Below are 24,655 nucleotides of genomic sequence, written 5' to 3' on the forward strand. Positions count from 1 at the left end.
TCAGGCCGCCCACCACACCGCCGAATCCGCCGGAAGCACCGTCCGCCCCGCGCCCGGCGCGATCTCCGTGCTGGCCAGCAGGGGCGTGCCGGGCGTCGGCAGCGCGACCGGTGACGCGGTGAGGTTGACCGTGCACACGAACGAACCGGCGGAGGTCGTGCGGCGGAACGCGAGCACGCCCTCCGGCGCCGGCAGCCACGTGACGTCGCGGCCCGCGCCGAGCGCCGGATGCGCGCGGCGCACGGCCAGCGCCCGCCGGTAGAACTCCAGCGTCGACGCAGGATCGCCCGACTGCGCGGCCACCGACAGGTCCTTCCAGGCGTCCGGCTGCGGCAGCCAGCTCGGACCGCCCTCGCGCGGCCCGAAGCCGAACGGGGCACGCTCCCCGGACCACGGCAGCGGCACCCGGCACCCGTCCCGCGTGCCGTCCTGCCCCGAGCCGCGGAAGAACGCCGGGTCCTGCCGCACCTCGTCCGGCAGCTCCGTCACCTCCGGCAGCCCCAGCTCCTCACCCTGGTACAGGTACGCCGAGCCCGGCAGCGCCAGCATCAGCAGCGTCGCCGCCCGCGCCCGGCGCAGCCCCCGGGCCTCGTCGCCGTCCGCGAAGCGCGTCGCGTGGCGCACGACGTCGTGGTTGGAGAGCACCCACGTGGCGGGCGCGTCCACGGCGTTCATCGCGGCCAGCGAGCGGTCGATGACGTCGCGCAGCGCGTCCGCGTCCCACGCCGTCGTCAGATACTCGAAGTTGAAGGCCTGGTGCAGCTCGTCGCGGCGCAGATAGCGGGCGCTGCGCTCGACCGTCGGGGTCCACGCCTCGGCGACGGCGATGCGCCGCGCCCCGGCGTCCTCCCCGTACTCGTCGAGGATGCGGCGCCAGTCGCGGTAGATCTCGTGCACGCCGTCCTGGTCGAAGTAGGGCACGGCCTGCTTGCCGAGCAGCTTGACCTGCTCCGCGTGGCCGATGTCCGGCAGGCCCGCCGCCTTGACCAGGCCGTGCGCGACGTCGATGCGGAACCCGTCGACGCCGAGGTCGAGCCAGAACCGCAGGACGGACCGGAACTCGTCGTGGACGTCCGGGTGCTCCCAGTCGAAGTCGGGCTGCTCGGGCGCGAACAGGTGGAGGTACCACTCCCCGTCCTCGACCCGCGTCCAGGCCGGGCCGCCGAACACGGACTCCCAGTCGTTCGGCGGGAGTTCACCGCACGCGCCCCGGCCGGGCCGGAACAGGAAGCGGTCGCGCGCCGCGGAACCCGGGCCCTCGCGCAGCGCCTGCCCGAACCACTCGTGCCGGTCCGAGCAGTGGTTGGGCACGATGTCGACGATGACGCGCAGCCCGAGCGCGTGCGCCTCGCCGATGAGGCCGTCGGCGTCGGTGAGGGTGCCGAACATCGGGTCGACCGCGCGGTAGTCCGCCACGTCGTACCCGGCGTCGGCCTGCGGCGACGCGTAGAACGGGGAGAGCCACACGGCGTCCACGCCCAGGTCGCGCAGGTACGGCAGCCGGGCCGTGATGCCGGGCAGATCGCCCATGCCGTCGCCGTTCCCGTCGGCGAAGCTGCGCGGATAGACCTGGTAGATGACGGCGTCGCGCCACCACTCCCCGGCGGGCGAGGACTCGGGGGCGGGCGCGGAGGTGACGTTCTGGGTCATGGAGTCCCTCAGGACGGGTGCGGCGGTCGGCTTCCGAGGTGAGAACGCCCGGCGGAACGCGAAGGTCACGAGGGTGGGACGGCGCCGTGGCACGGGCCGGAGATTCTATCGCCAAGGTCCTTTCGTACGCGGCATGTTCCTGGATCTTCACCGATCCCGGTCACAGGAGCGGCGTCACCTCCCGCCGTGCGCCCCGGAACGCTAAATTGGATCGGGCAGGCCCGCGGGGGGTCTGCCCCACCAGCCCCAAAGGGGCCCCGCGTGAGCGTGAACGCCACGGCAGGCAGCACGATCCTGGTGGTGGACGACGTCGCCGCCAGCCGATACGCACTCGGTGCGGTCCTGCGCAGGGACGGCCACCGCGTCGTCCTCGCCGCCACCGCGGGCGAGGCCCTCATCGAGCTCGACGTGCGCAGACGCGCCGGTGAACTGCCGGACGTGGCGCTCGTCGACGTCGGCCTGCCCGACATGAGCGGCTTCGAACTGTGCCGCAGGCTGAAGGAGACGCCACCGTTCGCCGCCCTGCCCGTCGTGCACTTCTCCGCCGCCCGGATAGCCCCCTCCGACCGGTGCCGCGGCCTCGACGCGGGCGGCGACGCCTATCTGACGGTGCCCGCCGAACCGGAGGAGATCCAGGCCGTCGTGCGGGCCGCGGCCCGCGGCGCACGCCACCGCAGCGACGCGGAGGCCCAGGCGGGACACCTGACCCGGCTCGCCGAGACGATCCTCGACGTGCAGTCCGCCCGCTGCCCCCGGGAACTCGCCGCGGCCGCCGCGGCCGGCACGGCCCGCCTCTCCGGCGGCCCCGCGGCGGCCTTCGTCATCGCCGACGACGGCGAGCTCCACCGCAGCCTGTCCCGGCGCAGGAGCGCCGCCTCCCTGCCCGACGAAGGCGCGCACGACACGGTGGTGGGCCTCATCCAGCGCGGCACGGCCGGGCAGGTCGGCGTCCGCGAGACCGTCGTGCCCGCACCCGTGTGGCCGCGCGGCTTCTTCCACGCCGAACCGGCGAACGGCACCGGACACCCCGTCGGAGCCCGCCTCACCCTGGCCCGCGCCCGCGAAGGGTCCGCGCCCGTCTGCCTCGCCACGCCCTTGTACGACAAAGGACCCGCCCCCGGCGTCGGACGGTTCGTGGGACGCCTCGCCCACGCCACCGCCGTCGCCGCCGAACGACTGCTGATGTACGAGATGGAACGCCACATCGCCCTCACCCTCCAGCGCAGCTTCCTGCCGGCGCACGTCCCGCAGACCCCCGGCACCGAAGTCGTCGTCCGCTACGAACCCGCCTCCCGCGACACCGAGATCGGCGGCGACTTCTACGCGTCGCTCGCCACCTCGCAGGGACTCCTCACGGCCATCGGCGACGTGGTCGGCCACTCCCTGGAAGCCGCCACCGTCATGGTCGAGATCCGGCACGCGCTGCGCGCCTACTGCGTCGAGGACCCCGACCCGCGCTCGCTCGCCGGGCGCCTCGACGACATGCTGCAGCGCTACCACCCCGACGTGACCGCCACCCTCTGCCTGGCCCTCGTCGACCCCGCCACCGGATGCATCCGCGTCGCCAACGCGGGACACATCCCGCCCCTGGTCGTCGCCGACGACGGCACCGCCGCCTACCTCGACGCGAAGGGCCCGCTCCTCGGCCTCGGCCTGGACAGACCGCCGCCCACCGAGACGGTCCTGCGCCCCACCGACCGGTTCCTCATGGTCACCGACGGACTCATCGAGACCCGCGGCACCGACCTCGCCGAATCCATGGAGCACCTGCGCACGGTCGCCGCCGAAGCGCCCCTCGGCGTCACGGCCCTCTGCGACACCCTGCTCGCCTGCCTGGGCCACAACCGCGAGGACGACATCGCCCTCCTCGCCATGCGTCTGCGCACGGACGAGCTCCCCTAGGGCCTGCGTCCTAGCCGAGCGGCCTCTCCATGAGCAGCACGCCGTACGGGGTGCCGTCCGCGGCGAGCTTGTCCGTGAGTTCGCCGACGACCGTGTAACCGGCCTCTTCGTAGTACGTGCGCAGGCGGGGGCTGGTCACCACGACGTCCAGGCGGCTCAGCTCGCGGCCCGCCGCCGCGATCCTGCGCTCGGCGTCCCGCAGCAGCGCCCGGCCCGTCCCCGCGGGCGCCCCGCGCCGCGTCATCAGCCGGTGCACGTACCCGGCGACCGGCGGCTGCGCGCCCCATGCCTGCTCGTCGGACCACCACAGCTCGTACGCGCCGAGGGGCCCGGACCCGTCGTGGGCCAGCCACACCTCCGCCGTCGAGGAGCCGATCACCCGCTCGAAGTGCCGGGCGTCCTTGGCGCCGGGCTGCCACTGGTCGATGCCGTGGTCCTGCATCCAGCGGACCGCGCCTTCGTAGAGGCCCGCCAGGGTCGCCGCGTCGCCGATGTCCGCGCCGCGGAAGGTCAGTTGAGCTGTCATGGGGCCAGTGTCGCAAGCCGTTCCAGGAGCTCGGCGAAGGGTCCTTCGGGCGGCTCCGACGCGAGGACCTCGCGCAGCAGCGTCGCCATCCCCTCGTCGTAGGCGGCGCTCACCGCGGCGAGCGCCGCGAAGTCGTGCACGAGTTGGAGCTCCAGCTCCGCGCGCGGGATGCGGCGGCCGTCCAGCCAGATCAGCGCCGTCGACTCGGCGAGGGAGATCCAGGACCGCACGACGAGTTCGAGTCTCGCGGAGGGCTCGGTGACGTCGAGCTGGAAGAGCACCTGCTCGTACGCCGCCTGGCGCACCGAGTCGACCAGCGCGTTCGTCGTCGACGAGCCGACCGCGGGGCCGCCCCGCATCAGCGCGGAGAAACCGGGACCGTGATCGTCGACGAAGGCGAAGAAGCGCCCCATGACCCGCAGCAGACGCGCCCCGGGCGGACCCTCGCGGGGCTCCACGAACCGCCCCGCCAGGTCGTCCGCCGCCCGGCGCAACGCCGCCTCGTACAGGCTGAGTTTGCCGGGGAAGTAGTGGTAGACCAGCGGACGCGAGATGCCCGCGGCCGCTGCTATCTCGTCGATGGACACGTCGTCGGGCGAGCGGTGGCTGAACAGGTCGAGCGCGACCCCGATCAACTGCTGCCGCCGCTCCTCGACACCCATCCTGCGGCGCACCCCGGTTGTCATGCGAACACCTTACCGAGCAGAACCGGCCCCGCCACCGGCCGGTCCGCGTCCGCTCCCGGCGTCCGTCTCACATGTCGAGGACGAGCCGCTCACCACGCGCCCGCGAGACGCAGATGAGCATCGAACCGGCCCGCTCGCCGTCGGTGAGCAGCTCGTCGCGGTGGTCGATCTCCCCTTCCACGACCCGCTGTTGGCACGTTCCGCAGAAGCCTTGGCGGCAGCTGTACGGAGTGTCGGGCAGCTCCGCGCGGACCGCGGCGAGCACCGTGGTGTCCGCGGCGACCGCCACCGTACGGCCGCTGCGCCGCAGTTCCACCTCGAAGGCGGTGTTGCCGTCGGCGGACGTGCGTGGCGTGAACCTTTCCACGTGGAGGGAGCAGCCGTCGGGCAGGACGGCGGCGACGGCGTCCAGCAACGCCTCGGGCCCGCACACGTGGACGGCGGCGCCGGACGGCGTCCCGTCGAGGAAGGCGGCGAGGTCCGGCAGCCCGTCCTCGTCCTGCGCGACCACGGTGACGCGTCCGCGCCCGGCGCCGCCGAGCTTCTCCACCTCTTCGAGGAACGGCATCGACGCCCGCGACCGCCCGCCGTACAGCAGCCGCCACGGCGCCCCGGCCGCCTCGACGGCCCGCAGCATCGGCAGGATCGGCGTGATCCCGATGCCGCCCGCCACGAAGACGTACGACGCCGCGTCGGCCAGCGGGAAACGGTTGCGCGGCCCGCGCACCTCGACCACGGCGCCCTCCGCGAGCTGCCCGTGCACTTCGCGCGAGCCGCCCCTGCCGCCGTGCTCCGCGGCGATCAGCCGGGTCGCGACGGTGTACGAGGAGGAGTCCTCGGGGTCGCCGCAGAGCGAGTACTGCCGCACGAGCCCCGAGGGCAGCACGAGGTCGAGATGGGCGCCGGGCGTCCAGCCGGGCAACCGGGCGCCCTCCAGGCGCAGTTGGACGACTCCCTCGGCGACCGTCTCGTGCCGGGCGACGCGGAGCCGCAGCGCCCGGGAGCGCGGCCGCCCGGAGACGGGCTCCTCCAGGGCGGGCAGCGGCCAGAGCGGGGAGACCGCGATGCGGCGGCGCAGGGCGCGCCGGGTGAGCAGGGCGACGCCCGCGGCGAGGGCGACGGTGCGGATGCGGGGCATGTCAGGCGGTCCCCTTCTCGGCGGCGAGCGCGGCGACGGCCGCGGGCGAGGAGGCGAGATAGGCGACGGCCTGCTCGGTGCTGCCCTCCTGCGAGGGGTGGTAGGCCCGGCTGAGGTAGCGGGGGATGGAGCGGATCATGTCGCCGGTGGAGGGCAGAGTGCCGGCCTTCCCGCTCCGGTGGAAGTCCTTGAACGTCGCCCGGCCGTCGACGAGCGTCGGGTCGTTCTCCATGAAGAACCGCGCACCGCGCTGCCAGAGGAAGACCAGTGCGGTGAACGCCGTCGCCCACGTCCTGGCCCGGCGCCGGTAGCCCCCGTCGACGTGCATGAACAGCTCGAAGGCGACCGAGCGGTGCTCGACCTCCTCCGCGCCGTGCCAGCGCAGCAGGTCGAGCATGGTGGGGTCGGCGCCCCTGCGGTCCAGCTCCTTCGCGTTGAGGACCCAGTTGCCGAGGAACGCGGTGTAGTGCTCGATGGCCGCGATGATCGCGACGCGCTCCATCAGCCACCACCGGCGCGCCTTGCCGGGCGGCAGCGTCCGGTCGCCGAGCAGCTTCTCGAAGAGCCAGTCGACCTGCGCGGTGTACGGCGTCGGGTCGAGGCCCTGCTCCTTGAGGTGCGGCAGGACCTCGTCGTGGGCCTGCGCGTGCATGGCCTCCTGGCCGATGAACCCGATGACGTCCTGACGCAGCCTCTCGTCGCGGATCAGCGGCAGCACCTGCTTGTAGACGTGCACGAACCAGCGCTCGCCTGCGGGCAGCAGCAGATGCAGCACGTTGATGGTGTGCGTGGTGAACGGGTCGTCCGGGAGCCAGTGGAGCGGGGTGCTCTCCCAGGAGAAGGAGACGTTGCGTGCCTTGAGCGCTATGTGCTCGGACGCGACGGGCTCGGGCGCCCGGCTCTGCGTATTAGACATGGCGTCAATGTACTGATGGGTAGTTCGGCGGTACAGGGGTCTGCGCGGGTGAGTTCCGTCAGCGGAGCGTGGTCACCTTCGTTCCGTCGGCCAGCGTGCCGGTGAGCCGCGCCTTCGCGGTCCGCTCGGTCCGTACGGCGAGGACGTTGCCCGGCGTGCGCTCGCCGCCGGACCCGGTGACGGACGTGACGTTCTTGCTGCCCGCACCGAGCAGGTACCAGGAGCCCGCCCGTGACTTCCACAGCACGCCCGCGAGGACCTTCGGGTCGCGGTCGCCGCACGCGGGGGAGTCCTCGGCCTTGGCGGCGACGGCGCCCGCGGGCCCGTCGGCGGTCTGGAACTGGGCCAGGATCCGGCTGCCCTCGCCGCGCCAGGTGTCGGCGCGGGTGCAGACCCAGTCGGCGGCGCCGTTGGCCTCGGGCAGGGCCTGACGGGCGTACGTCCACGAGTTCACGGAGCGGACACCGTGCGAGCGGATCGTGGCGAGGGAGCACGCGGACTTCGACCACTGTGCCGGGGAGGCCTCGCGCGGGGCCTGCGGGCGGCCCGCGGTCAGATGGGCGGGGACGAGCTCGCCGAGATCGGTGGTGAGACGCACGGCGCCCGAGTGGTCGCGCAGCCGCAGTGCGTTCCACGACGTGCACGCGCCGGTCTGCACGGGGCCCGCGAACGGGTCGGTGACACCGTCGGCGGACCGCCGCAGCGCGACGGCCTTCGCGGCGGGCTTCAGCAGGTCCTGCACGCCCACGGACTTGATCCACGGGGCGGTCAGATAGCGGATGTTGCCGTCGGCGCGGTCGACGACGACGGCGTTCGCCTCCGTGCCGGTCGCGCCGTCCACGCGGGCGAAGTCGAGGGCCGCGCCGCCGGTGCCCTCCTTCGGCTCGGCGTACCGCACGATGCGCAGTCCGTCGTAGAGCAGCACCACGCGCGCGGAGTCGACCTCCCCGGCGTAGAGCAGCCGGGCGGGTCCGGGCGGCGCCCCGGCGGCGGTGCCCGGCGTCGCGGAGACCTGCACGGACTCGCCGGGGCGTGCCCAGACGGCGAGGGCGCGGCGGAGGAGTTCCTTGTCGCCGACGAGGCCGCCGCGCGCGGGCCACACGGAGAAGTCGGTCCGAGCGGAACGTTTCCACGCCGTCGCGGTCGCCGTCGTCAACTGCTCTGGATCGAGGGCTGCTTGACCGGCCGGGTTCTGTGCGTACGGCGGCGCGGCGGCGCCGTCGGGCCCCCAGCCGTCGCCCGGCAGCCCGAGCAGCGCCCCGCACACCAGGACGGCGGCGGCCGCGACACCCGCGGCCTTCATGTGCTGCCTGCGCCGCATCAGGTCGGTCGGCCGCGCCTGCAGGGAGCAGGGGTCGAACTCGGGGGACGCCAGCAGGTCGTACCGCGCCTCGACCTCGTCGGCCTCGTCCAGGGCGTCCTCGGGGTCCTCGCAGCCCGCGGCGGCGAGCACGGCGCACACCCCGGCGTCGTCGAGACCTTCGAGGCCCCGCAGGACGTAGGCGGCGCGGGCGGCACCCGACAGGGCGGACAGCCGCTGGTCCAGCGCCAGTTCGTCGGCCCCGCCCGAGCGCGGGAAGAGCCGCAGCCCGCGCACCTGGGGCAGCAGCGGCGGCAGCTGGGCCCGCTTGGGCCAGGCGTTCCACCGCAGGGGCAGGCCGGCGTCGAGGGCGCCGCACAGCACTTGGAGCCGCATGTACGCGTAGGCGGGGTCGCCGAGGGCGCGCGCCCTGCCGCCCTCACCGGCCTGGCCGCCACCCCCTCCCCGCTGGCCGGGGACGGCGGCCTCGCCCGTCCTGCGGCTGCGCGGCAGGGCGCGCTGGGTCAGGGCGTGGGCGGTCAGGACCCGGCGGTTGCGGCCGAGGCTCGGTGGCAGCACCAGATAGGCGAGCCGGACGAGCCGCGGGTAGTGCTCGACGAGGGCGGCCTCGGCCTGCTCCACGTCGACCACCGGGGTGGGGCGGCTGGACTTCGGGGACTTCGACGGAGACTGCACATTCGACGACACGTTCAGCAAAACGAGCGAATCGTCGGATGGTCACCTCATGCCGGGGTGTCCGCCACGAGTGCGCGGGCGTAGTCGGTCATCGAGCGCTGGTAGCGGGGGAGGTGCGGGGCGAGGGCTTCGAGCACGAGGGCGAGGCCTTCGCGCTCCCTGCCGAGGCCGGCGAGGCAGAGCGCGAGACAGGCGCGCACGGCGTCGTCCAACTCGTCGCCCGGCTTCTCCAGTTCGGCGGTGAGCAGGGCGACGCCCTCCTCGGCCCGCCCCACGTTCCGGAGCGAACTCGCGAGCTGGACGGCCGTGCGCCGTCGGCGGTAGCCGTCCAGACCGCGGTCCAGGGCCTCCTGGTACAGGGGCACGGCGCGGTCCGAGTGGCCGGTGGAGTCGAAGGCGCAGGCCCGCTCGAAGAGTCCGACGGGATGCCCGTGCGGCAGCTCCGCGACGAGCCCGTCGATCACCTCGCGGAACTCCTCGGCCCTGTCCTCCTCGTAGGAGTCCAGCGTCTCCCAGGCCTCGGCGACCCGCTTCTCCCAATCCGCGTCCATGCCCCCAGCCTGACACCACCCGCCCCGCCCGTCACTCCCTTTTCCCGGCGCTATCCCAGCTTCCACCCGCTGAACTCCACCGTCCCGCGGGCCCCGTCACCCCCGTTCGTCGCGCTCATGAACAGCCCCACGTCCTGGACCGCCGCGGCCCCCGGCACCGGCACCGTCGCCACCGTCCGCCACGTCGCGCCGTCGTCCGTCGAGCACGCCCCCGTGAAGGAGTCCCCGCTGCGGGAGAGCCGGAGCAGTACCGGCGCCGTGATGCCCGTGATGCGCTTGTACGTGTCGAGCGTGCCGTCGCCGTTCGTGTCGTAGGACAGGACGACTCCGTTGGCGGGCGTCACCGCCAGGTCCACGAAGCCCGGGGACAGCGGTGTGGCGAGGGAGTTGCGGGCGATGAGGCCCGCCCTGGCCCACGGGCCCGTCTTCGCCTGCTCGTCGACCCGTACCGTCACGGACACCCCGTCCCGCAGGGCCCCCTTGCGGTAGAGCGTCCCGAACTCCGCCGTGCCCTTCCAGAGGTCCGCGCCGCCCCCGTCGATCGCGTACCGCTCTCCCAACTGGCCGAAGACGGCGGCGTTGTTCGTGTACGAGTCCCACGCGTCGTCCACCGGGCCCGCCTCGTACAGCACACCCTCGTGGACGGCTCGCACCCGCCGCTCGCCCGCGGGCCCGTACCGGACCGTGATCTCGTAGGGGAGCGGGCGCAGCGGGCGGTCCAGCGGGGTGTCCGGGGCCGAGGCCCGCCACGTGACCTCGCCGGTGCCCGCGGGGGCCACCCGCGGCAGGGACACGGGCCCCGTCGGCTCCGCCTCGATGCCCGTCAACGCGAAGTCGACGCGGCCCGTGGCGCGGAGACCGTTGACGTTGCGGAAGGAGGCCGTCAGCCGGGAGCGGCCCCCGGGCGGAACGGCTGGCGGGTCGGCGGTGACCTCCAGGCTGCCCTGGTAGGGCGCCCGCGCCAGGACGTCACGGACACGGGAGGCGACACGGTGCGGGGAGGCTCCTTGCGGGCGCCGCGGGTAGTCCTTGCGCTCCCGCGTCCACTTCTCCTCCAGCGCGAACCAGTCCACCGGCTTCGGCGCCCGGTCCGCCGCGAGCGCGTCGGCCAGCTCGTCGAGCCACGTCTGCCAGCGCGGCACGTACAGGTCGGCGATGAGGCCGTGCCATTCGCGGTTGCCGTAGTCGTGCAGCCGGCCCGCGTCGGCCGTGGCGCGCTCGCCCCACACGGTGATCAGGACCTTGGCGGTCCGCTCGAACTCGGCGCGTTCCGCCTCGGTCGTCCCCATGCGGCGGGCGGCCGCGGTCCACGGGCCGAGGAGGAACGCCGTGTGCGTGCCCGTCACCTCGTCGGAGAGCCGCATCAGCCGCAGCCACAGCTCCGCGAGCGTCCCGAACGTCCGCCGGTCCTTGCGCTCGTACGCCGTCCGCAGCTGCGGCAGGAGCTGGCGGCTGCGGTGGGCGAGTGCCTGCCGGGCGACGTCGACCAGGTCGTGGCGGTAGGCGGCGCTTTCCCGCAGCGGTCCCGCCACGCCGAGGAGCCCGGTGAGCGCGGCGTCGAAGCGGCCCGGGTCGTAGGTGAGCGCCCGCGGCGCGTACTCGGCGGCGCGCGCCGCCGTGAGGTCGGGGCGGGCGGCGAAGAGCGAGTCGTGCGGGTCGCTGCGTTCGACGGCGGTGTGCTCATAGGCGGTCGCGTTCAGGGTGCGCCACGCGGACCGCGCGTCGGCGTCCCGCCCGCCGTACCGGAAGTCGGCGTACGAGGAGAACCAGGCGGCCCGGTCCACCGGCGCCTTCGTCCACGCCAGCTCGGAGAAGAGCTCGAAGGCGGCGGGGTCGCGGTCGGTGGCCTCGGGCATGAACGCGGTGCCGGTCAGGGCGCTGCCCGCCTTGTCGCGCCAGGCGAAGAACCGCTCGTTCCACAGGTGGGTGCGGGCGCCGATCGTCGTGCGGCCGCCGAAGTTGGGGATCGTCCCGAAGGCGTACGGGGTGCCGCCCCAGTCCTTCTCCCGGTCCGGCTCCTTCGCGTACCGGTCGGACACGCCGTCGACGATCAGCATGCGCTTCCTGTCGACGGCGTCGAGCAGCGCGGGCAGCGGGTTGGCCTCCCAGCCGAGGATCACCCACGTGGCGTTCGGCCGCGCCTTGCGCAGGGCCGCCTCCACGCCGCGCGCCGCGTCGGGCACGGGCACGTCGCCCGCGGTGCCGCCCTCGTGCAGCAGGTCCATCTTGAAGAGGTCGGCGGGGCCGAAGAGCTCTTCCTGGTGGCGGTAGAAGGCGGCGGCGACCTTCGCGAACGCCGAGGTGCGCGGGTCGAGCCAGTCGGGCCGCTTGAACCCGTGCCAGACGCCCTGCGGGACTACGCGCGCGTCGCCGCCGTTGCGCTCGACGAACCCGTCGGGCACGTGGCCGTAGTAGCCGGGGAGGACCGGCGCGATACCGAGGTCGCGAAGCCGCCGCACTATGCGCCGCCCCAGCGCGACCCGGTCCGCGACGAGTCGGTCGGAGAGCGGACCTCCGTACCCGGAGAGGTTCTGCAGCAGCCACCAGGGCTGGTGCGAGGGCGCGGGCAGCCACGCCCCGGCCTCGGCGTCGGAGTAGCCGAACTCGGTGAGCACCTTCCGGTACACCGCCTCGGCGCCCGCGATCACCAGGACCTCGTTGCACCCGTGCAGGGCGAGCACGTCGATCATCCGCTCCCAGTACGTCCAGTCGGCGTACGGCGCGGTGTACCCGTCGTTGGTGTCGTTCAGGGCGAACCGGTGGGGGAGCGAGGTGCTGCGCCTGAGCGTCCTGGCCGGGGCGGGCAGCCTGCGCGGCAGGTCGAGCTGGCTGCCGTTCCACGTGATGTGCGCCCCGCACACGTACTTCAGGTACCAGTGGACGCCGGTGAGCAGTACGGCGGGCGTGGTCCCCGACACCTCGATCCGGCCGGTCGTGCCGGTGACCTCGAAACGGTCCTCGCGGCCCCGCGCGGGAAGAAGTCTGAGCCGGAACTGTTCCGCGTGATGCGGCAGGAGTCTGTTGAGCGCGGAGCGCGCGGAATCCGTATCGAGGGCGGGGCCCGCGGCGGAACCCGCGGGCCCGTCGGCCGCGTGGGCCGGCAGCGGTACGCCGCCGACGGCGGCGCCGAGGCCGAGGGCTCCGGCGGTGCCTAGCACCGTACGTCTGGACGGTTCGGACATGTGTACCCCCTGGGGTGAAGGCTGCGGCGCACGGTAGCCGGGCGGCCGACCGTCATCAACGGTGCATACGAGACAGGCGAGTTGAACTCGCCGGAAGAGACTGGTGGGACGATGACGAGGACGGTCGGCGGGGCGCGGTACGCGCTTTCGGGCATGGCTGTGGGAGCCCTGATGATGGTGATGGGGTGCGGCTCGGGGGGTGACGACACACCACGCACGGCGAGCGGCAGCCTTGAGCAGCTGGCGGCCGAGGCGGGGTGCAGGCCCGACGTCCGGACGGACGCGGCCGAGCTGCGCCAGGCCACCTGTCAGAACGGTGCCCGGCGCTACGTGCTCGTAACCTTTACAAACGCCCGTGGCCAGGCCGAATGGCTCGACGAGGCGAACGACTACGGGGGTACGTACCTCGTCGGTGGCAGCAGCTGGGTGGCGGTCGGCGGTGCCGACGACATCGCGGCGCTGCACGACCGCCTCGGCGGGACCGTGGTGGACGCCGCGGGGAGGCACGGCGGGGGCCACCACGGCCACCACGAGGGGTGAGCGGCGCCGCGGTCCGGGGGGGCAGCGGTCAGCTGCAGCGCTGACCGGAGTTGACGCACTTGGCGACGCGCCGCATCAGCCGCTCGTCGAAGACGTTGATGAAGTCGCCGTGGTCGGTGACGGGCTTGTGCAGCTGCTCGGGGAACGAGTCGACGGCGAAGCCGGGGCCCGGCGGCACGTCGTACACGATGCGCTGCACCAGCTGCGGCACGGCACGGAAGCCGCGCGGGCAGGCGCCGGTCCGCGGATCGGCGAAGGCGACGTGGGTGCGGTGGTTGGCGCTGTCGGTGTTCTGCCCGTCCCAGCAGCTCTGGAAGTTGAACGTACGGACCACCTTGCTGCCCTCGGGGCAGATCGGATACTTGTCCTTCAGCTGCCGGTTCTCGAAGCCGGTGCAGCTCCACGACGCGTTGGCGTTGGCGTCGCCGTTGGTGAACGCCTTGGCGTCACCGGTGATGATGCGCAGGAAGCGCGGCATGGCGACGACCTTGCTCACCGGGTTCCCGGCGAACTTCAGCGACACGGAGGCGGGTGTCTGGATCTCGCCGACGTTCTGGTCCTTGCCGCCGCCGTCGGCCTGCGCGTCGTCCTCGTTCTCGCCGTTCTGCAGGCGCAGGACGGGCCAGTAGTACGTCGACTTGTCGCCCTGGTTGCGGCAGCTGGTCCGCCCGTTCGCGAGGTCGTCGTCGTCGGAGAAGGCGTCCGTGGCCTGGTTGCCCACGTAGTCGTGCATGTGGTGGGCGCCGTTGCTCACTCCGGGCGCGACGATGACGTTGTCCGGGTTGAACTTGCCGTTCTCGTTGCGGCCGCACCGGGTGGTGAAGGTGCCGCGCGAGGCGTTGCGGCCGTTGCGGGGGCGGTTGACGTTGGGCCGGACGGACCGGATCTCGACGAAGTCCCCGGCCTCGGGTCCGTTGGCGGACGCGCTCTGTTCCCCCGAGCCCTGCTCCTGTCCTCCCGACTCCTCCTGGTCGTCGGCGCGCACGGTGCAGGGCGCCATGCTGTCGAGGTTCCCGGCAGGGGCGCCGGAGCTTTCCAGGGTGTCCGAGATGCCGCCGAGGGTCTCCCTGCGCTTCTCCTCCAGGGGCCCGAGCAGGGACTCCTTGTCCTGGGTCTGCTCGAACCGCCCGTACGCGTCCGTGATCTGGCTGTCGAGATCGGCGAGCCGCCGGTCCACCTCGCCGCGCGCGGCGTCCGGCACCTCCGGCAGCTGGTTGCCCACGTCCGGGCAGCTGATGGTCGACGCCTGCTGCCCGGCGCTCTGCGGCGGAGGCCGATCCGTGCCTTCCTCGGCGTTCGCGTAGACGTTCACGGCGACCAGGCCGCCGCCGCCCATGATTACCGCTGCGGACGCGGCGACCACGCGCCGCGCCAGCCTTGATCGTTTTCGTGAGGTACGTCCCATGGGGCTACATACGCATCAGCGGCCCGCTGTGTTCAGCGCCCCTGGTCCAGATACGCGAGGACCGCGAGGACCCGGCGGTTGTCGTCGTCGGAGACCGCCAGGTCCAGCTTCCCGAAGATGTTGGAGGTGTGCTTGGCGATGGCCCGCTCGGTGACGACGAGCTGCGCCGCGATCGCCGCGTTCGACCGGCCCTGCGCCATGAGTTCGAGCACCTCGCGCTCGCGCGGGGTGAGCGCGCCGAGCGGTTCGTCGGAGGCGGACCGCCGGGTCAGGAGCTGCTGGATGACCTGCGGGTCCATCGCGGTGCCGCCCGCCGCGACCCGTCGCACGGCGTCGATGAACTGCGCCGCGTCGAAGACCCGGTCCTTGAGGAGATAGCCGACGCCGCCGTTCCCGTCGGCGAGGAGCTCGCGTGCGTACAACTGCTCCACGTGCTGCGAGAGGACCAGGACGGGCAGCCCGGGGCGGGCCCGGCGGGCGGCGAGCGCGCACTGGAGCCCCTCGTCCGTGTGGGACGGCGGAAGCCGGACGTCGACCACGGCGACGTCCGGCTGCAACTCCTCCAGGGCCTTGGTCAGTTCGGGCCCGCTCTCCACGGCCGCCGCGATCTCGAAGTCGAACGCCTCCAGCATCCGCACCAGGCCGTCACGCAGCAGGAAGAGGTCTTCGGCTAGGACAACACGCAAGGGATCTCCATGGTCACCATGGTCGGGCCGCCCGCGGGACTGCTGACGGCCAGTACGCCGTCGAATGTACCGAGCCGGCGTTCGATGCCGCTCAGCCCGGAGCCCGCACCGGCGACCGCCCCGCCCTTGCCGTTGTCCGTGACGGCGATGCGCAGCATGCCGTCGGCGTGGTGCATGTCCACCCAGACGCGGTCGGCGCCCGAGTGCTTGATCGCGTTGGTCAGGGACTCGCTCACCGCGAAGTACGCGGCCGACTCGACCGGCGCCTCCGCCCGCCCCGCCAGCTCCACGTCGACCTCGGTGGGCAGCGGCAGCCGCAGCGCGAGGGCCTTGACGGCGTCGCCGAGACCGCGTTCGGCGAGGACCGGCGGGTGGATGCCGCGGACCAGGTCGCGCAGCTCGGTGAGCGCCTCACCGGAGTTCTGCCGTGCCTTGCCGATCAGCTCCTTGGCCTTGGCGGGGTTGGTCTCGATCATCGCCTCGATGGTGCCGAGGTCCATGCCCATGGCGACCAGGCGGGCCTGCGCGCCGTCGTGCAGGTCGCGCTCGATGCGGCGCAGCTCGGCGGCGGAGTTGTCGACGGCGTCGTGCCGGGTCTCGGTCAGCCGGTCCACGCGCCGCGCCAGTTCGCGCTCACGCATCCGCGCGGTGGGGGAGAGGCAGGCGCGGGCGAGGAGGAAGTGGCCGCGCACGAGGCAGGGGTTGACGAAGACCGCGAGGAGGAAGAAGCCGGTGCCGAGCAGCGCCGCCTGGTCGGCGGTGTCCTGCGAGGTGACGTGGATGAACGCGAACCACTCGCCGCCGCCCGCGTCGTAGATCGGCTCCCACACGCCGGCGGCGAGCACCCAGCCGTACACCATGTAGAGGATCAGCGAGGGCGCGAGGACCGCGACGATCGGCGCCACGGTCATGTTGACCAGCAGCCACTGCAGATCGCGCCAGGTCGCCGGGTCCTTCAGCATCAGCGAGCAGCGCTCCACCTGACCCGTGACGCCGGACCGCAGGTCGGGCGGGAAGGGGCGGTAGGCGTGCGGGATGGTCACGTCCGACCACGCCCCGGCGAGGCCGCGGTAGGTGTTGGCGTACTTGCGCAGCACCGTGAGGACGGCCGGTGTCGTGAAGACGCCGATGCCCAGCAGGATGAACGCGATCGAGAGCACGGAGAACACGAAGAGGACGATCGAACCCACCAGCGCGAAGAGCGTGAGGCAGAGGCCGCGCGCCCCCGCGACCACCGCGTCCTTGAGCCTCGTCATGGTCATCAATCCCTCTCGTCACACCGTGGATCCGGCCGCGTTCCGTGCGTCCGGCACGGTCATATCTTCGTCGCTGCCCGAGGGTGCGTCATTGGGCCCTCCACCCGGGCGGGGGTGTACCTGACGACACCCCTCGTCGTCGCCCTGTGCCTCGGGCAGAGGGGGTCTCGGCGGCTGGGGCGCGAGGCTCCCGATTTCTAGCGTGAGTCACGTCTTATCCGACGCATACTCACGCAGACTTGATGGGGGCGAAGCGCCATGAGGCGGAACCTCGCGGCACGACTCGGTGTGTGGAGCGCACACCACCGGAAGGCGGCCATCCTCGGCTGGCTGGTCTTCGTGGTCCTGGCCACGGTCATCGGCGGGGCCGTCGGCACGGTCACCGCCTCCGACGAAGAGATGGGCGTCGGCGACTCGGGCCGCGCCGCCGAGATCCTGAAGGACGCGGGCATCGACGAGCCGGCCGCCGAGCTCGTCATGGTCGGCGCGCGCACCGCCGACGGCTGGCGGGACGCGGCCGCCGACCTCTCGAAGGCGCTGGACGCGACCGGCGAGGTACGCGGTCTCAAGGCGCCGCTGCCCTCCGAAGACGGCAAGGACGCGCTGCTCCGCTTTGCGATCAAGGGGCCGTCGGACGAGGCGGGCGACCGCGTCCAGCCGGTACTGGACGCCGTGGACAAGGCGCGGCAGGACGGCGCGGGACGCGGCATCTCCGTGCACCAGTTCGGCGACGCGAGCTCCGAGAAGGAGCTGTCCGATCTGCTCGCCGACGACTTGAAGAAGGCCGAGTTCACCGCGGTGCCGCTGGCCCTCGGCATCCTCCTTATCGCCTTCGGCGCGGTGGTCGCCGCGCTGCTGCCGGTGGGGCTCGCGCTCACCGCGTGCGTGGCGGCGTTCGGACTGCTCTCGCTGGCCAGCCACCAACTGCACCTGTTCGAGACGACGTACTCCGTGATGTTCCTGATGGGGCTCGCGGTCGGCGTCGACTACTGCCTCTTCTACCTGCGCCGCGAGCGGGACGAGCGCGCGGCGGGACGGGACGCGGAGACGGCCCTGCGGATCGCCGCGGCGACCAGCGGACGCGCCGTCCTCGTCTCCGGCCTCACCGTGATGGTCGCCATGGCCGGCATGTTCCTGTCCGGGCTGCTCCTCTTCAAGGGCTTCGCCGTCGCCACGATCCTCGTCGTGTGCGTGGCGATGCTCGGCTCGGTCACCGTCCTGCCCGCGCTGCTCGCGGGGCTCGGCGACCGGATCGACGCCGGCCGCATCCCGTTCCTGAACCGCCGCGCGAAGAAGGGCGTGCACGCGAGCGGTGGCCTGGCCGGCAAGGTGCTGCGCCCCGTCCTCGCCCGTCCGAAGTTCTTCGCCGTCGGCGCGGCGGTCCTCCTGCTCTCCCTCGCCGCGCCCGCGCTCGGCATGAAGACCGAACAGCTCGGCCTGGAGAAGCAGTTCGGCTCCGACGCGCCGCTGTCCGTCGCGTACCAGAAGATCACCGACGAGTTCCCGGGCGGCCCCGCCCCGGCCCGCGTGGTCGTCAAGGCGGACGACATCGGTGCGCGGCCCGTACGGGACGCCCTCGACTCGCTGACCCGGAAGGCCGGTGACGGCGCGGAACTCACCGTCCACAAGGCGTCGGGCGTCGCCGAGATCGCGGTCCCGCTGCCGGGCACCGGCACGGACGCCGAGGCGAAGAAGGCCCTGCACCAGCTGCGGGACGACACGGTCCCGGCGGCCTTCGAGGGGATGGACGTCGAGGCGTACGTGGGCGGGGACCTGGCCTCGTCCGAGGACTTCGGCGACCAGCTCGGCAGGGGCATCGTGCCGGTCTTCGCCTTCATCACCGCGGTGACGTTCCTCCTGATGCTGTTCTGCTTCCGCTCGGTGGTGATCGCGGTGACGTCGATCGCCCTGAACCTGCTGTCGGTGGGCGCCGCCTACGGCGTCATGACCGCCGTCTTCCAGCACGGCTGGGGCGCGGAGCTGATCGGCTCGGAGAAGGTCGGCGCGATCGAGAACTGGATGCCGCTGTTCGTCCTCGTCGTCCTCTTCGGGCTCTCCATGGACTACCACGTGTTCGTGGTCTCCCGGATCCGCGAGTCCCGCGACCGGGGCATGGACAACCGCGCGGCGATCCGCGAGGGCATCACGCGCACGGCGGGCGCCGTCACCGGCGCGGCCGTGATCATGGTGGCGGTCTTCGCGGTGTTCGGCACGCTCTCCATGCAGGACATGCAGCAGATGGGCGTGGGCCTGGGTGTGGCGGTCCTCCTGGACGCGACGGTGGTCCGCATGCTCCTGCTGCCGTCCCTGATGACCCTCCTCGGCGAGCGCAACTGGCACACGCCGCGGTACCTGCGGTGGCTGCCGAAGATCTCCCACGAGGAGGCGGAGCCGACCGCGCGGCCCTACGCGCACAACTCCCCGGTGCCGAGCGGTCGTTGACACTCGCACGGCGTGAGGCAGGTCCCCGGCGCGGCGTCGTCCGCACCGGGGGCCTGCCTTTGTTCAGTCGAGAGCCTTCGCCTCCTTCTCGGGGGCGAGCCCGACGACCGGCCGGTCGGGCCGTTGCGGCGCCGTGCCGCCGATGGACCGCAGCCACTCCCACGTGTCGCGCACCGTCTCGGCGACGGGCCGGGCCCTGAGGCCCGCCGCGACCGCCTTCTCCGACGACGTCCGGTGCATCGTGTCGTGCAGCTCGCCCGGGGCCAGCCACACCGGAAGCTCCGACCACTGCTCGATGCCGGCGTCGAGCACCACCTGCGGCTCCGTCCAGCGGAGCGTCGCCTCCGGGCCCGCCACCTCCGCGCACGCCTCCAGAAGCTCCCCCATCGTGATCCGCCCCATGGGGCTCACCAGGTTGTACGCGCCGTGCAGCCCGTCGGCCGCCGCGTCCAGGACCCATTCGGCGAGGTCCCGCACGTCGACGTACTGGATGTCGAGGTCCCGGGGCCCGGGGGCGAGGACCGTCCCGCCGCGCGCCATCCGGTTCAGCCACCACGGCAGCCGCCCGATGTTCTCGTACGGGCCGAGGATGAGACCGGCCCGCGCGAGCACCGTCCGCTCCTCCCCGAACGCGGCGACGGCGGCGAGTTCGCCGCCCCGCTTGTCCTCCGCGTACGCCGTCGCGTCCGCGTCCGGGTCGCCGTCCACCACGGGGAAGCTCTCGTCGGAGCCCGCCTCGCCCGGGTAGCGGTACACGGAGGCGCTGGAGACGTACACGTACCGCCCCGCGCGCCCCGCGAGCAGCCGGGCCGCGTCCCGCACCACCCGCGGCGCCGCCGACCAGGTGTCGACCACCGCGTCCCACTCACCGTCGGCCAGCGCGTCGAGGCCGCCCTCCGCGGTGCGGTCGCCGTGCACGGCACGTGCCCCCTCCGGCGCCGCGTGGTGACCGCGGTGGAGGACCGTCACCTCCCAGCCCCGTATGAGGGCCGCCTCGGTGACCGCACGCCCCACGAACTCGGTACCGCCAAGCATCAGAAGTCTCATGGCGGTGACTCTGCCCCGCCGCCCCGGCCCTGTGAACCGGTTTCTGCTCGGGGCAGAGTCGGGAACCGCAGCTCAGCGGGGGGTCGGCGGCGCGTACTTGTAGCCGACGCGGCGCACCGTCTGGATCGTCCTGCGGTGCTCGGCGCCCAGTTTGCGGCGCAGCCGCGCGACGTGGACGTCGACGGTGCGGCCGTCGCCCACGTGGCCGTACCCCCACACCGTCGTCACCAACTGGTCGCGGGTGTGCACCCGGTGGGGGTGCGCGACGAGGTGGGCGAGGAGCTCGAACTCCAGATACGTGAGGTCGAGGACGCGTCCTTCGACCTCGGCGGCGCGCTGCACGGCGTCGATCCTGATGGGGCCCGGGGCGGGGGCGTGGGATGCCTCGGGCCGCACGGGTGCTGGAGTGGCGGCCACGGGCTCCTGGCCCGCCGGTACGAGGACGAGGTAGCCGACCATCGGCGGCTGTCCCGGCAGGGTCGGCAGCGTGTGCTGCGGCGCGGGCAGCCAGGTGGCGCCCGGCGGCAGGAAGTCGGCGATCTGCACCACCTCGTCGGGCGCGACGGCTCGCAGTCGGCCGCGGCCGGACACCGGGGGAGGGGTGAGGGTGGAGGGAGCGGAGGCAGTGAAAGTACGGGAGTTCGCCATGGGGAGTCAGCTCTTTCGCGCGAAGAGGGAGTCGTCGAGAACGAGACGTACGTCGTGCGCGTCAGGCGAAGGCCGGGTGAACGGCTTTAGAGGGCCCGCGCGTTCGTCGCGCGGCAACACACCCGGTCGAAGTCGTGGTGCTGACGGGAGGGCCAGAAAGGCTCGAGGTCATGACGACCTGTCGCGGTGTTCTGGTGGCTGCCCATGGCTCCATTGAATCAGATGAAGTCGGGGTCGCCCACCGTAATCGGCGGACGACCCTGCGGTGACGGGTCCGGGATCAGACCTGGCCGGCCTTCTCCAGCGCGGTGCAGCACGTGTCGACGAGGAGGCGCGTGACGACGTACGGGTCGACGTTCGCGTTGGGGCGGCGGTCCTCGATGTAGCCCTTCTGGTCCACCTCGACCTGCCACGGGATGCGGACCGAGGCGCCGCGGTCGGAGACGCCGTACTTGTACTCGTCCCAGGGCGCGGTCTCGTGGAGACCGGTCAGGCGGTCGTCGATGCCCGCGCCGTAGTTCTTGACGTGGTCCATCGGCTTGGAGCCCTCGCCGAGGGACTCGCAGGCGGTGATGATCGGGGCGTAGCCCTCGCGCATCGCCTTGGTGGAGAAGTTGGTGTGCGCGCCCGCGCCGTTCCAGTCGCCCTTGACCGGCTTCGGGTCGAGCGTGGCCGACACCTTGAAGTCCTCGGCGGTGCGGTAGAGCAGCCAGCGGGCGATCCACAGCTGGTCGGAGACCTCCAGCGGCGCGAGCGGGCCGACCTGGAACTCCCACTGGCCGGGCATGACCTCGGCGTTGATGCCGGAGATGCCGAGGCCGGCCGTGAGGCAGTGCTCCAGGTGCGCCTCGACGACGTCACGGCCGAAGATCTCGTCCGCGCCGACGCCGCAGTAGTAGCCGCCCTGCGCGGCGGGGAAGCCGCCGACGGGGAAGCCGAGGGGGCGGTCGCCCTCGAAGAACGTGTACTCCTGCTCGATGCCGAAGATCGGCTCCTGCGCGGCGAAGCGGCCCGCGACCTCGGCCAGTTCGGCGCGGGTGTTGGACGCGTGCGGCGTCATGTCCGTGTTGAGGACCTCGCACAGGACGAGTACGTCCGCGCCGCCGCGGATCGGGTCCGGGCAGGTGAAGACCGGCTTGAGCACGCGGTCCGAGGCGTGGCCCTCGGCCTGGTTCGTGCTGGATCCGTCGAAGCCCCAGAGCGGCAGTTCGGCGCCCTTCGCGTCGTCCGCGAGGATCTTCGTCTTGGAACGGAGCTTCGCGGTCGGCTCGGTGCCGTCGATCCAGATGTACTCAGCCTTGAAGGTCACGGGGGCCTCATCCTCATAACGCTCGGTACGGCGCAGAACGTGCGGGCGCTGCGGTGCCGTGGTGATGGCCGGAAGACTGGCAACCGGCGATTTCCCGACCGTTGCTCTTGTGTGAACCCCGTGTTACCTGGGGCGGGTGTGGCCGAGGTCACGGCCGCCCGGTCACTTGATGACCGCGTTGGCGGCCGCTATCGCCAGCCCGATCGTCGCGTCGGCGCCGCCGATCAGCACGGCGGAGCGCCGCCGGTAGCCGACCCGCGCCGCGGCCACGGTGCCCCAGGCGAAGAGGAGGACGGCGTTCAGGAGCAGTCCGCCGTACGTCACGCGGCTCTCGGGCCAGCCGAAGGCGCCGGCGAGGACGAGCAGCAGCACGGTCGGCCAGCAGGCGACGACCACCGGCCACTCGTCGACGAGCGCCCAGCCGAGCTGGCGCCAGCGGTGCGTGCCGTGGCCCGGCCGGTGCGTCGACATGTGGTGCGCGTAGCCGTGGGCGAGGGCGGCCGTGCCGGCGGTCACCATCACCCAGGACGCGTCGTAGTAGGGCGTATAGGTGTCGCCCTGCGACTGCAGCGCCGCGAGCAGCGCGCTCGCGAGGACGGTTCCGTATACACCTCCGGACAGCCAGTTCCGCACGGCGCGCTCCTTCCTCTCCCGGTCTGGAGCACCCCACGCTAGGCAGGCGTATGTAACGGTTTGCCGGACTTGAGGCATCGGTCGCCGGACAACTGAGCCACTCGGCCGGGCCATCGGCCGGGCCCCGGGGCGGCCCTCAGCGGGAGAGCGCGTCCCGCACCGCCTCCTCGGTGCGGCCCACGACCGCCGTGCCGTCGTCCGCCGTGATGATCGGGCGCTGGATCAGCTTCGGGTGGTCGGCGAGCGCCTTGATCCAGCGGTCGCGGCCGGAGGCGTCGCGGGGCCAGGCCTGCGCGTCCTTGAGGTTCAGGTCCTTGGCGTCCTGTTCCTGGGTGCGGGTGATGTCCCAGGGTTCGAGGCCGAGCCGGTCGAGGAGGGCGCGGATCTCGTCCTCGGTGGGTACGTCGTCGAGGTAGCGCCGCACGGTGTAGTCGGCGCCCTCCGCGTCGAGCAGGGTGAGCGCGCTGCGGCACTTCGAGCAGGCGGGATTGATCCAGATCTCCATGCCCACACGCTACCTGCGAACCACCCGTCCCAGGCCCTGCGGCGGCGTTCTGTTCGATTACCCCAAAGCCGGTCTGGCCAGCGGCGATTGTCAGTGCCGGGCAGTAGAATCACAGTAGTGTTCGAGGGCGCCCGACGGGGGGTCCTGACCGCGACAGGAGGATGCCTGTGCCCGCTGCCGCACTCACATCGAAGCGTGTGTCCAAGACCGTTCCCAAGCCCGTCCTGATCGACCTGCCGTACGCACCGCTGGAGAAGAAGGCGCTCCCCGCCGGACGCCCGCGCGAGTGGTACGTCAACCACAACCGCCGCCTGAAGGCCATGCGGCTCGCGATAGCGCTGCTCGACTCGGGCGTCTATCTGCCGAACCAGGCGAAGAACAGCACGATCCGGCGGATGGCGGAGGAGGTCGGGATCCACCCGCCGTCCGACATCACCTGCCACATGGTCCGTGCCCTCATGAGGTACAGCCGGTGAGGGGCGCACGGACGTAGGCGCGGACGCGAGTCCGGAGGCAAGTCCGGACGCGAGTTCGGACGCAAGTGCGGGCCACCTGGAGGGAATTGGCCTTCCAGGTGCCCCGTTCCGCACACGATGCGGTGCGTTCACCTGTGTGATGGGACATGCTGAACCTCATGACCCAGCAGGAACCCGTCGGCGAACTGCCGCTCCTGACGACCGCCGAACTCCCGGACGGCACGCGGCTTCCCGTGCGTGCGCTCCGCGTCCCCGAGCCGGAACGCTTCCTGCCGTCCGGCTCGGGCCCGGCGCCGGGCCCGCCCCCCGCCCCCATGGTGCTCATCCTCCCCGCGATGGGCGTCCCCGCCCGCTTCTACCGCCGCTTCGCGCGCCAGCTCCACGACGAGGGGTTGACGGTGCTCACCGTCGACCTGCGCGGCCAGGGCGAGTCGGCGCCGTCCGCGGCGGGGCGCGGCGCCCCGGGGCACGGGTACCGGGCGATCGTCGAGGAGGACCTCCCCGCGGTCGTGGCCGCGATCCGCGACGAACTCGGCACCGAGCCGCCCCTGTTCCTGCTCGGCCACAGCCTCGGCGGCCAACTCGCCCTGGTGTACGCGGCATCGGCGCGACGCCCCGCCGTGGACGGCGTCGCCGTGGTCGCCACGGGCTCGGTCTGGTTCCGCGCTTTCGCCCCGCTGCGCGGCGCGGGCCTGCTCCTCGTGCAGCTCCTGATCGCCGGCACGGCGACGGTTCTCGGCCGCTGGCCCGGCACCCGCCTCGGCTTCGGCGGCAACCAGCCCAAGGGCGTCATGCGCGACTGGGCGAGACAGGTGCGAACGGGCCGCTACAGCGCGGAAGGCTCTCCCCTCGACTACGAATCGACACTCGCCACCCTCACCCTCCCCGTCCTGGCGATCTCGGTCGACGACGACACGTACGCCCCCGCCTCCTCCCTGACCCATCTCCTGGACAAGGCTCCGGAGGCCCGCCTGACCCGCCGCCACTACACGACCCAGGAGGCGGGCGCCCCGCTCGACCACTTCGCCTGGACCCGGGCGGGCGGCGCCCTGGCGAAGTGGGTGGCGGCATGGACCACGGAAGAGCACCCCCACCCCAGAACCCTCGCCGCCCACCGCGCGGCCACCGGCTCCTGACCCTCCGGGGCTCCGTGCGTCCGGG

The 24,655-nt window shown here is 72.8% G+C and carries 21 protein-coding genes; 5 read left to right on the plus strand and 16 right to left on the minus strand.

Going from position 1 to position 24,655, the window contains the following annotated elements; translation table 11 throughout:
• The gene (locus tag DEJ48_RS28085; RefSeq protein WP_150219010.1) at positions 1-1,650 is read right to left on the minus strand and encodes a glycoside hydrolase family 13 protein; all 1,650 of its coding nucleotides are present in this window, start codon (positions 1,648-1,650) and stop codon (positions 1-3) included.
• Between the two features lie 267 nt (positions 1,651-1,917).
• Here DEJ48_RS28085 and DEJ48_RS28090 point away from each other — a divergent pair, with 267 nt between their 5' ends.
• Positions 1,918-3,552 (plus strand): fused response regulator/phosphatase, encoded by a 1,635-nt coding sequence (locus DEJ48_RS28090; RefSeq protein WP_150221447.1) that lies wholly within the window; start codon positions 1,918-1,920, stop codon positions 3,550-3,552.
• 10 nt (positions 3,553-3,562) lie between these two features.
• Here the strand turns inward: DEJ48_RS28090 and DEJ48_RS28095 are convergent, their stop codons facing one another.
• From DEJ48_RS28095 to DEJ48_RS28125, 7 genes are all read right to left on the minus strand, one after another.
• Positions 3,563-4,078, minus strand: a complete 516-nt coding sequence (locus tag DEJ48_RS28095; RefSeq protein WP_150219011.1) for a GNAT family N-acetyltransferase — start codon at positions 4,076-4,078, stop codon at positions 3,563-3,565.
• Positions 4,075-4,764, minus strand: a complete 690-nt coding sequence (locus DEJ48_RS28100) for a TetR/AcrR family transcriptional regulator (RefSeq protein WP_150219012.1) — start codon at positions 4,762-4,764, stop codon at positions 4,075-4,077. Before DEJ48_RS28100 ends, DEJ48_RS28095 begins: the two co-directional genes overlap by 4 nt.
• Before the next feature lie 67 nt (positions 4,765-4,831).
• Complete coding sequence (locus DEJ48_RS28105; RefSeq protein WP_150219013.1) at positions 4,832-5,902, minus strand: PDR/VanB family oxidoreductase; 1,071 nt, start codon at positions 5,900-5,902, stop codon at positions 4,832-4,834.
• A 1-nt stretch (position 5,903) separates the two neighbouring features.
• Positions 5,904-6,818, minus strand: coding sequence for a metal-dependent hydrolase (locus tag DEJ48_RS28110; protein ID WP_150219014.1), 915 nt, complete (start codon positions 6,816-6,818; stop codon positions 5,904-5,906).
• Between the two features lie 58 nt (positions 6,819-6,876).
• Positions 6,877-8,814 (minus strand): hypothetical protein, encoded by a 1,938-nt coding sequence (locus DEJ48_RS28115; RefSeq protein WP_150219015.1) that lies wholly within the window; start codon positions 8,812-8,814, stop codon positions 6,877-6,879.
• Between the two features lie 47 nt (positions 8,815-8,861).
• Positions 8,862-9,365, minus strand: coding sequence for a tetratricopeptide repeat protein (locus tag DEJ48_RS28120; RefSeq protein WP_150219016.1), 504 nt, complete (start codon positions 9,363-9,365; stop codon positions 8,862-8,864).
• A gap of 50 nt (positions 9,366-9,415) precedes the next feature.
• Positions 9,416-12,547, minus strand: coding sequence for an alpha-N-acetylglucosaminidase (locus tag DEJ48_RS28125; RefSeq protein WP_150219017.1), 3,132 nt, complete (start codon positions 12,545-12,547; stop codon positions 9,416-9,418).
• 111 nt (positions 12,548-12,658) lie between these two features.
• On the opposite strand from DEJ48_RS28125, the gene DEJ48_RS28130 reads away from it, so the two are divergent.
• A complete protein-coding gene (locus DEJ48_RS28130; protein ID WP_150219018.1) occupies positions 12,659-13,087 on the plus strand; it encodes a hypothetical protein in 429 nt (142 codons plus the stop codon).
• A 28-nt stretch (positions 13,088-13,115) separates the two neighbouring features.
• On the opposite strand, the gene DEJ48_RS28135 is transcribed toward DEJ48_RS28130, so the two are convergent.
• Genes DEJ48_RS28135 through DEJ48_RS28145 form a run of 3 tightly spaced genes read right to left on the minus strand, consistent with a single transcriptional unit; the run spans position 13,116 to position 16,434 of the window.
• Positions 13,116-14,492 carry a DUF1996 domain-containing protein gene (locus tag DEJ48_RS28135; protein ID WP_150219019.1) on the minus strand — a complete coding sequence of 459 codons (1,377 nt, stop codon included), beginning with the start codon at positions 14,490-14,492 and terminating at the stop codon, positions 13,116-13,118.
• Positions 14,493-14,524: 32 nt separating this feature from the next.
• Positions 14,525-15,178, minus strand: coding sequence for a LuxR C-terminal-related transcriptional regulator (locus DEJ48_RS28140; RefSeq protein WP_150219020.1), 654 nt, complete (start codon positions 15,176-15,178; stop codon positions 14,525-14,527).
• Positions 15,163-16,434 carry a sensor histidine kinase gene (locus tag DEJ48_RS28145; protein ID WP_223832233.1) on the minus strand — a complete coding sequence of 424 codons (1,272 nt, stop codon included), beginning with the start codon at positions 16,432-16,434 and terminating at the stop codon, positions 15,163-15,165. The genes DEJ48_RS28140 and DEJ48_RS28145 overlap by 16 nt, the downstream gene beginning before the upstream one ends.
• Positions 16,435-16,692: 258 nt before the next feature.
• On the opposite strand from DEJ48_RS28145, the gene DEJ48_RS28150 reads away from it, so the two are divergent.
• Positions 16,693-18,876 (plus strand): MMPL family transporter, encoded by a 2,184-nt coding sequence (locus DEJ48_RS28150; protein WP_190537640.1) that lies wholly within the window; start codon positions 16,693-16,695, stop codon positions 18,874-18,876.
• A gap of 63 nt (positions 18,877-18,939) precedes the next feature.
• Here DEJ48_RS28150 and DEJ48_RS28155 read toward each other — a convergent pair whose 3' ends face one another.
• From DEJ48_RS28155 to DEJ48_RS28175, 5 genes are all read right to left on the minus strand, one after another.
• Positions 18,940-19,923, minus strand: a complete 984-nt coding sequence (locus DEJ48_RS28155; protein ID WP_150219022.1) for an NAD-dependent epimerase/dehydratase family protein — start codon at positions 19,921-19,923, stop codon at positions 18,940-18,942.
• Between the two features lie 72 nt (positions 19,924-19,995).
• Positions 19,996-20,571: a winged helix-turn-helix domain-containing protein gene (locus DEJ48_RS28160; protein WP_150219023.1), complete on the minus strand. Its 576-nt coding sequence runs from the start codon at positions 20,569-20,571 to the stop codon at positions 19,996-19,998.
• Between the two features lie 280 nt (positions 20,572-20,851).
• Positions 20,852-21,880 carry a glutamine synthetase gene (glnII, locus tag DEJ48_RS28165; RefSeq protein WP_150219024.1) on the minus strand — a complete coding sequence of 343 codons (1,029 nt, stop codon included), beginning with the start codon at positions 21,878-21,880 and terminating at the stop codon, positions 20,852-20,854.
• 162 nt (positions 21,881-22,042) lie between these two features.
• A complete protein-coding gene (locus DEJ48_RS28170; protein ID WP_150219025.1) occupies positions 22,043-22,513 on the minus strand; it encodes a hypothetical protein in 471 nt (156 codons plus the stop codon).
• Positions 22,514-22,649: 136 nt separating this feature from the next.
• Complete coding sequence (locus DEJ48_RS28175) at positions 22,650-23,018, minus strand: arsenate reductase family protein (protein ID WP_150219026.1); 369 nt, start codon at positions 23,016-23,018, stop codon at positions 22,650-22,652.
• 167 nt (positions 23,019-23,185) lie between these two features.
• On the opposite strand from DEJ48_RS28175, the gene DEJ48_RS28180 reads away from it, so the two are divergent.
• Together DEJ48_RS28180 and DEJ48_RS28185 are read left to right on the plus strand one after the other, a co-directional pair.
• Entirely contained in the window at positions 23,186-23,494 is a 309-nt protein-coding gene (locus tag DEJ48_RS28180) for a hypothetical protein (RefSeq protein ID WP_150219027.1), read from the plus strand.
• Between the two features lie 158 nt (positions 23,495-23,652).
• On the plus strand, positions 23,653-24,630 hold the full coding sequence (locus DEJ48_RS28185) for an alpha/beta fold hydrolase (protein ID WP_150219028.1): 978 nt from the start codon (positions 23,653-23,655) through the stop codon (positions 24,628-24,630).
• The last annotated feature ends 25 nt before the right edge of the window (positions 24,631-24,655 follow it).

It is taken from the genome of Streptomyces venezuelae (assembly GCF_008642315.1).
GTDB lineage: Bacteria > Actinomycetota > Actinomycetes > Streptomycetales > Streptomycetaceae > Streptomyces > Streptomyces venezuelae_D.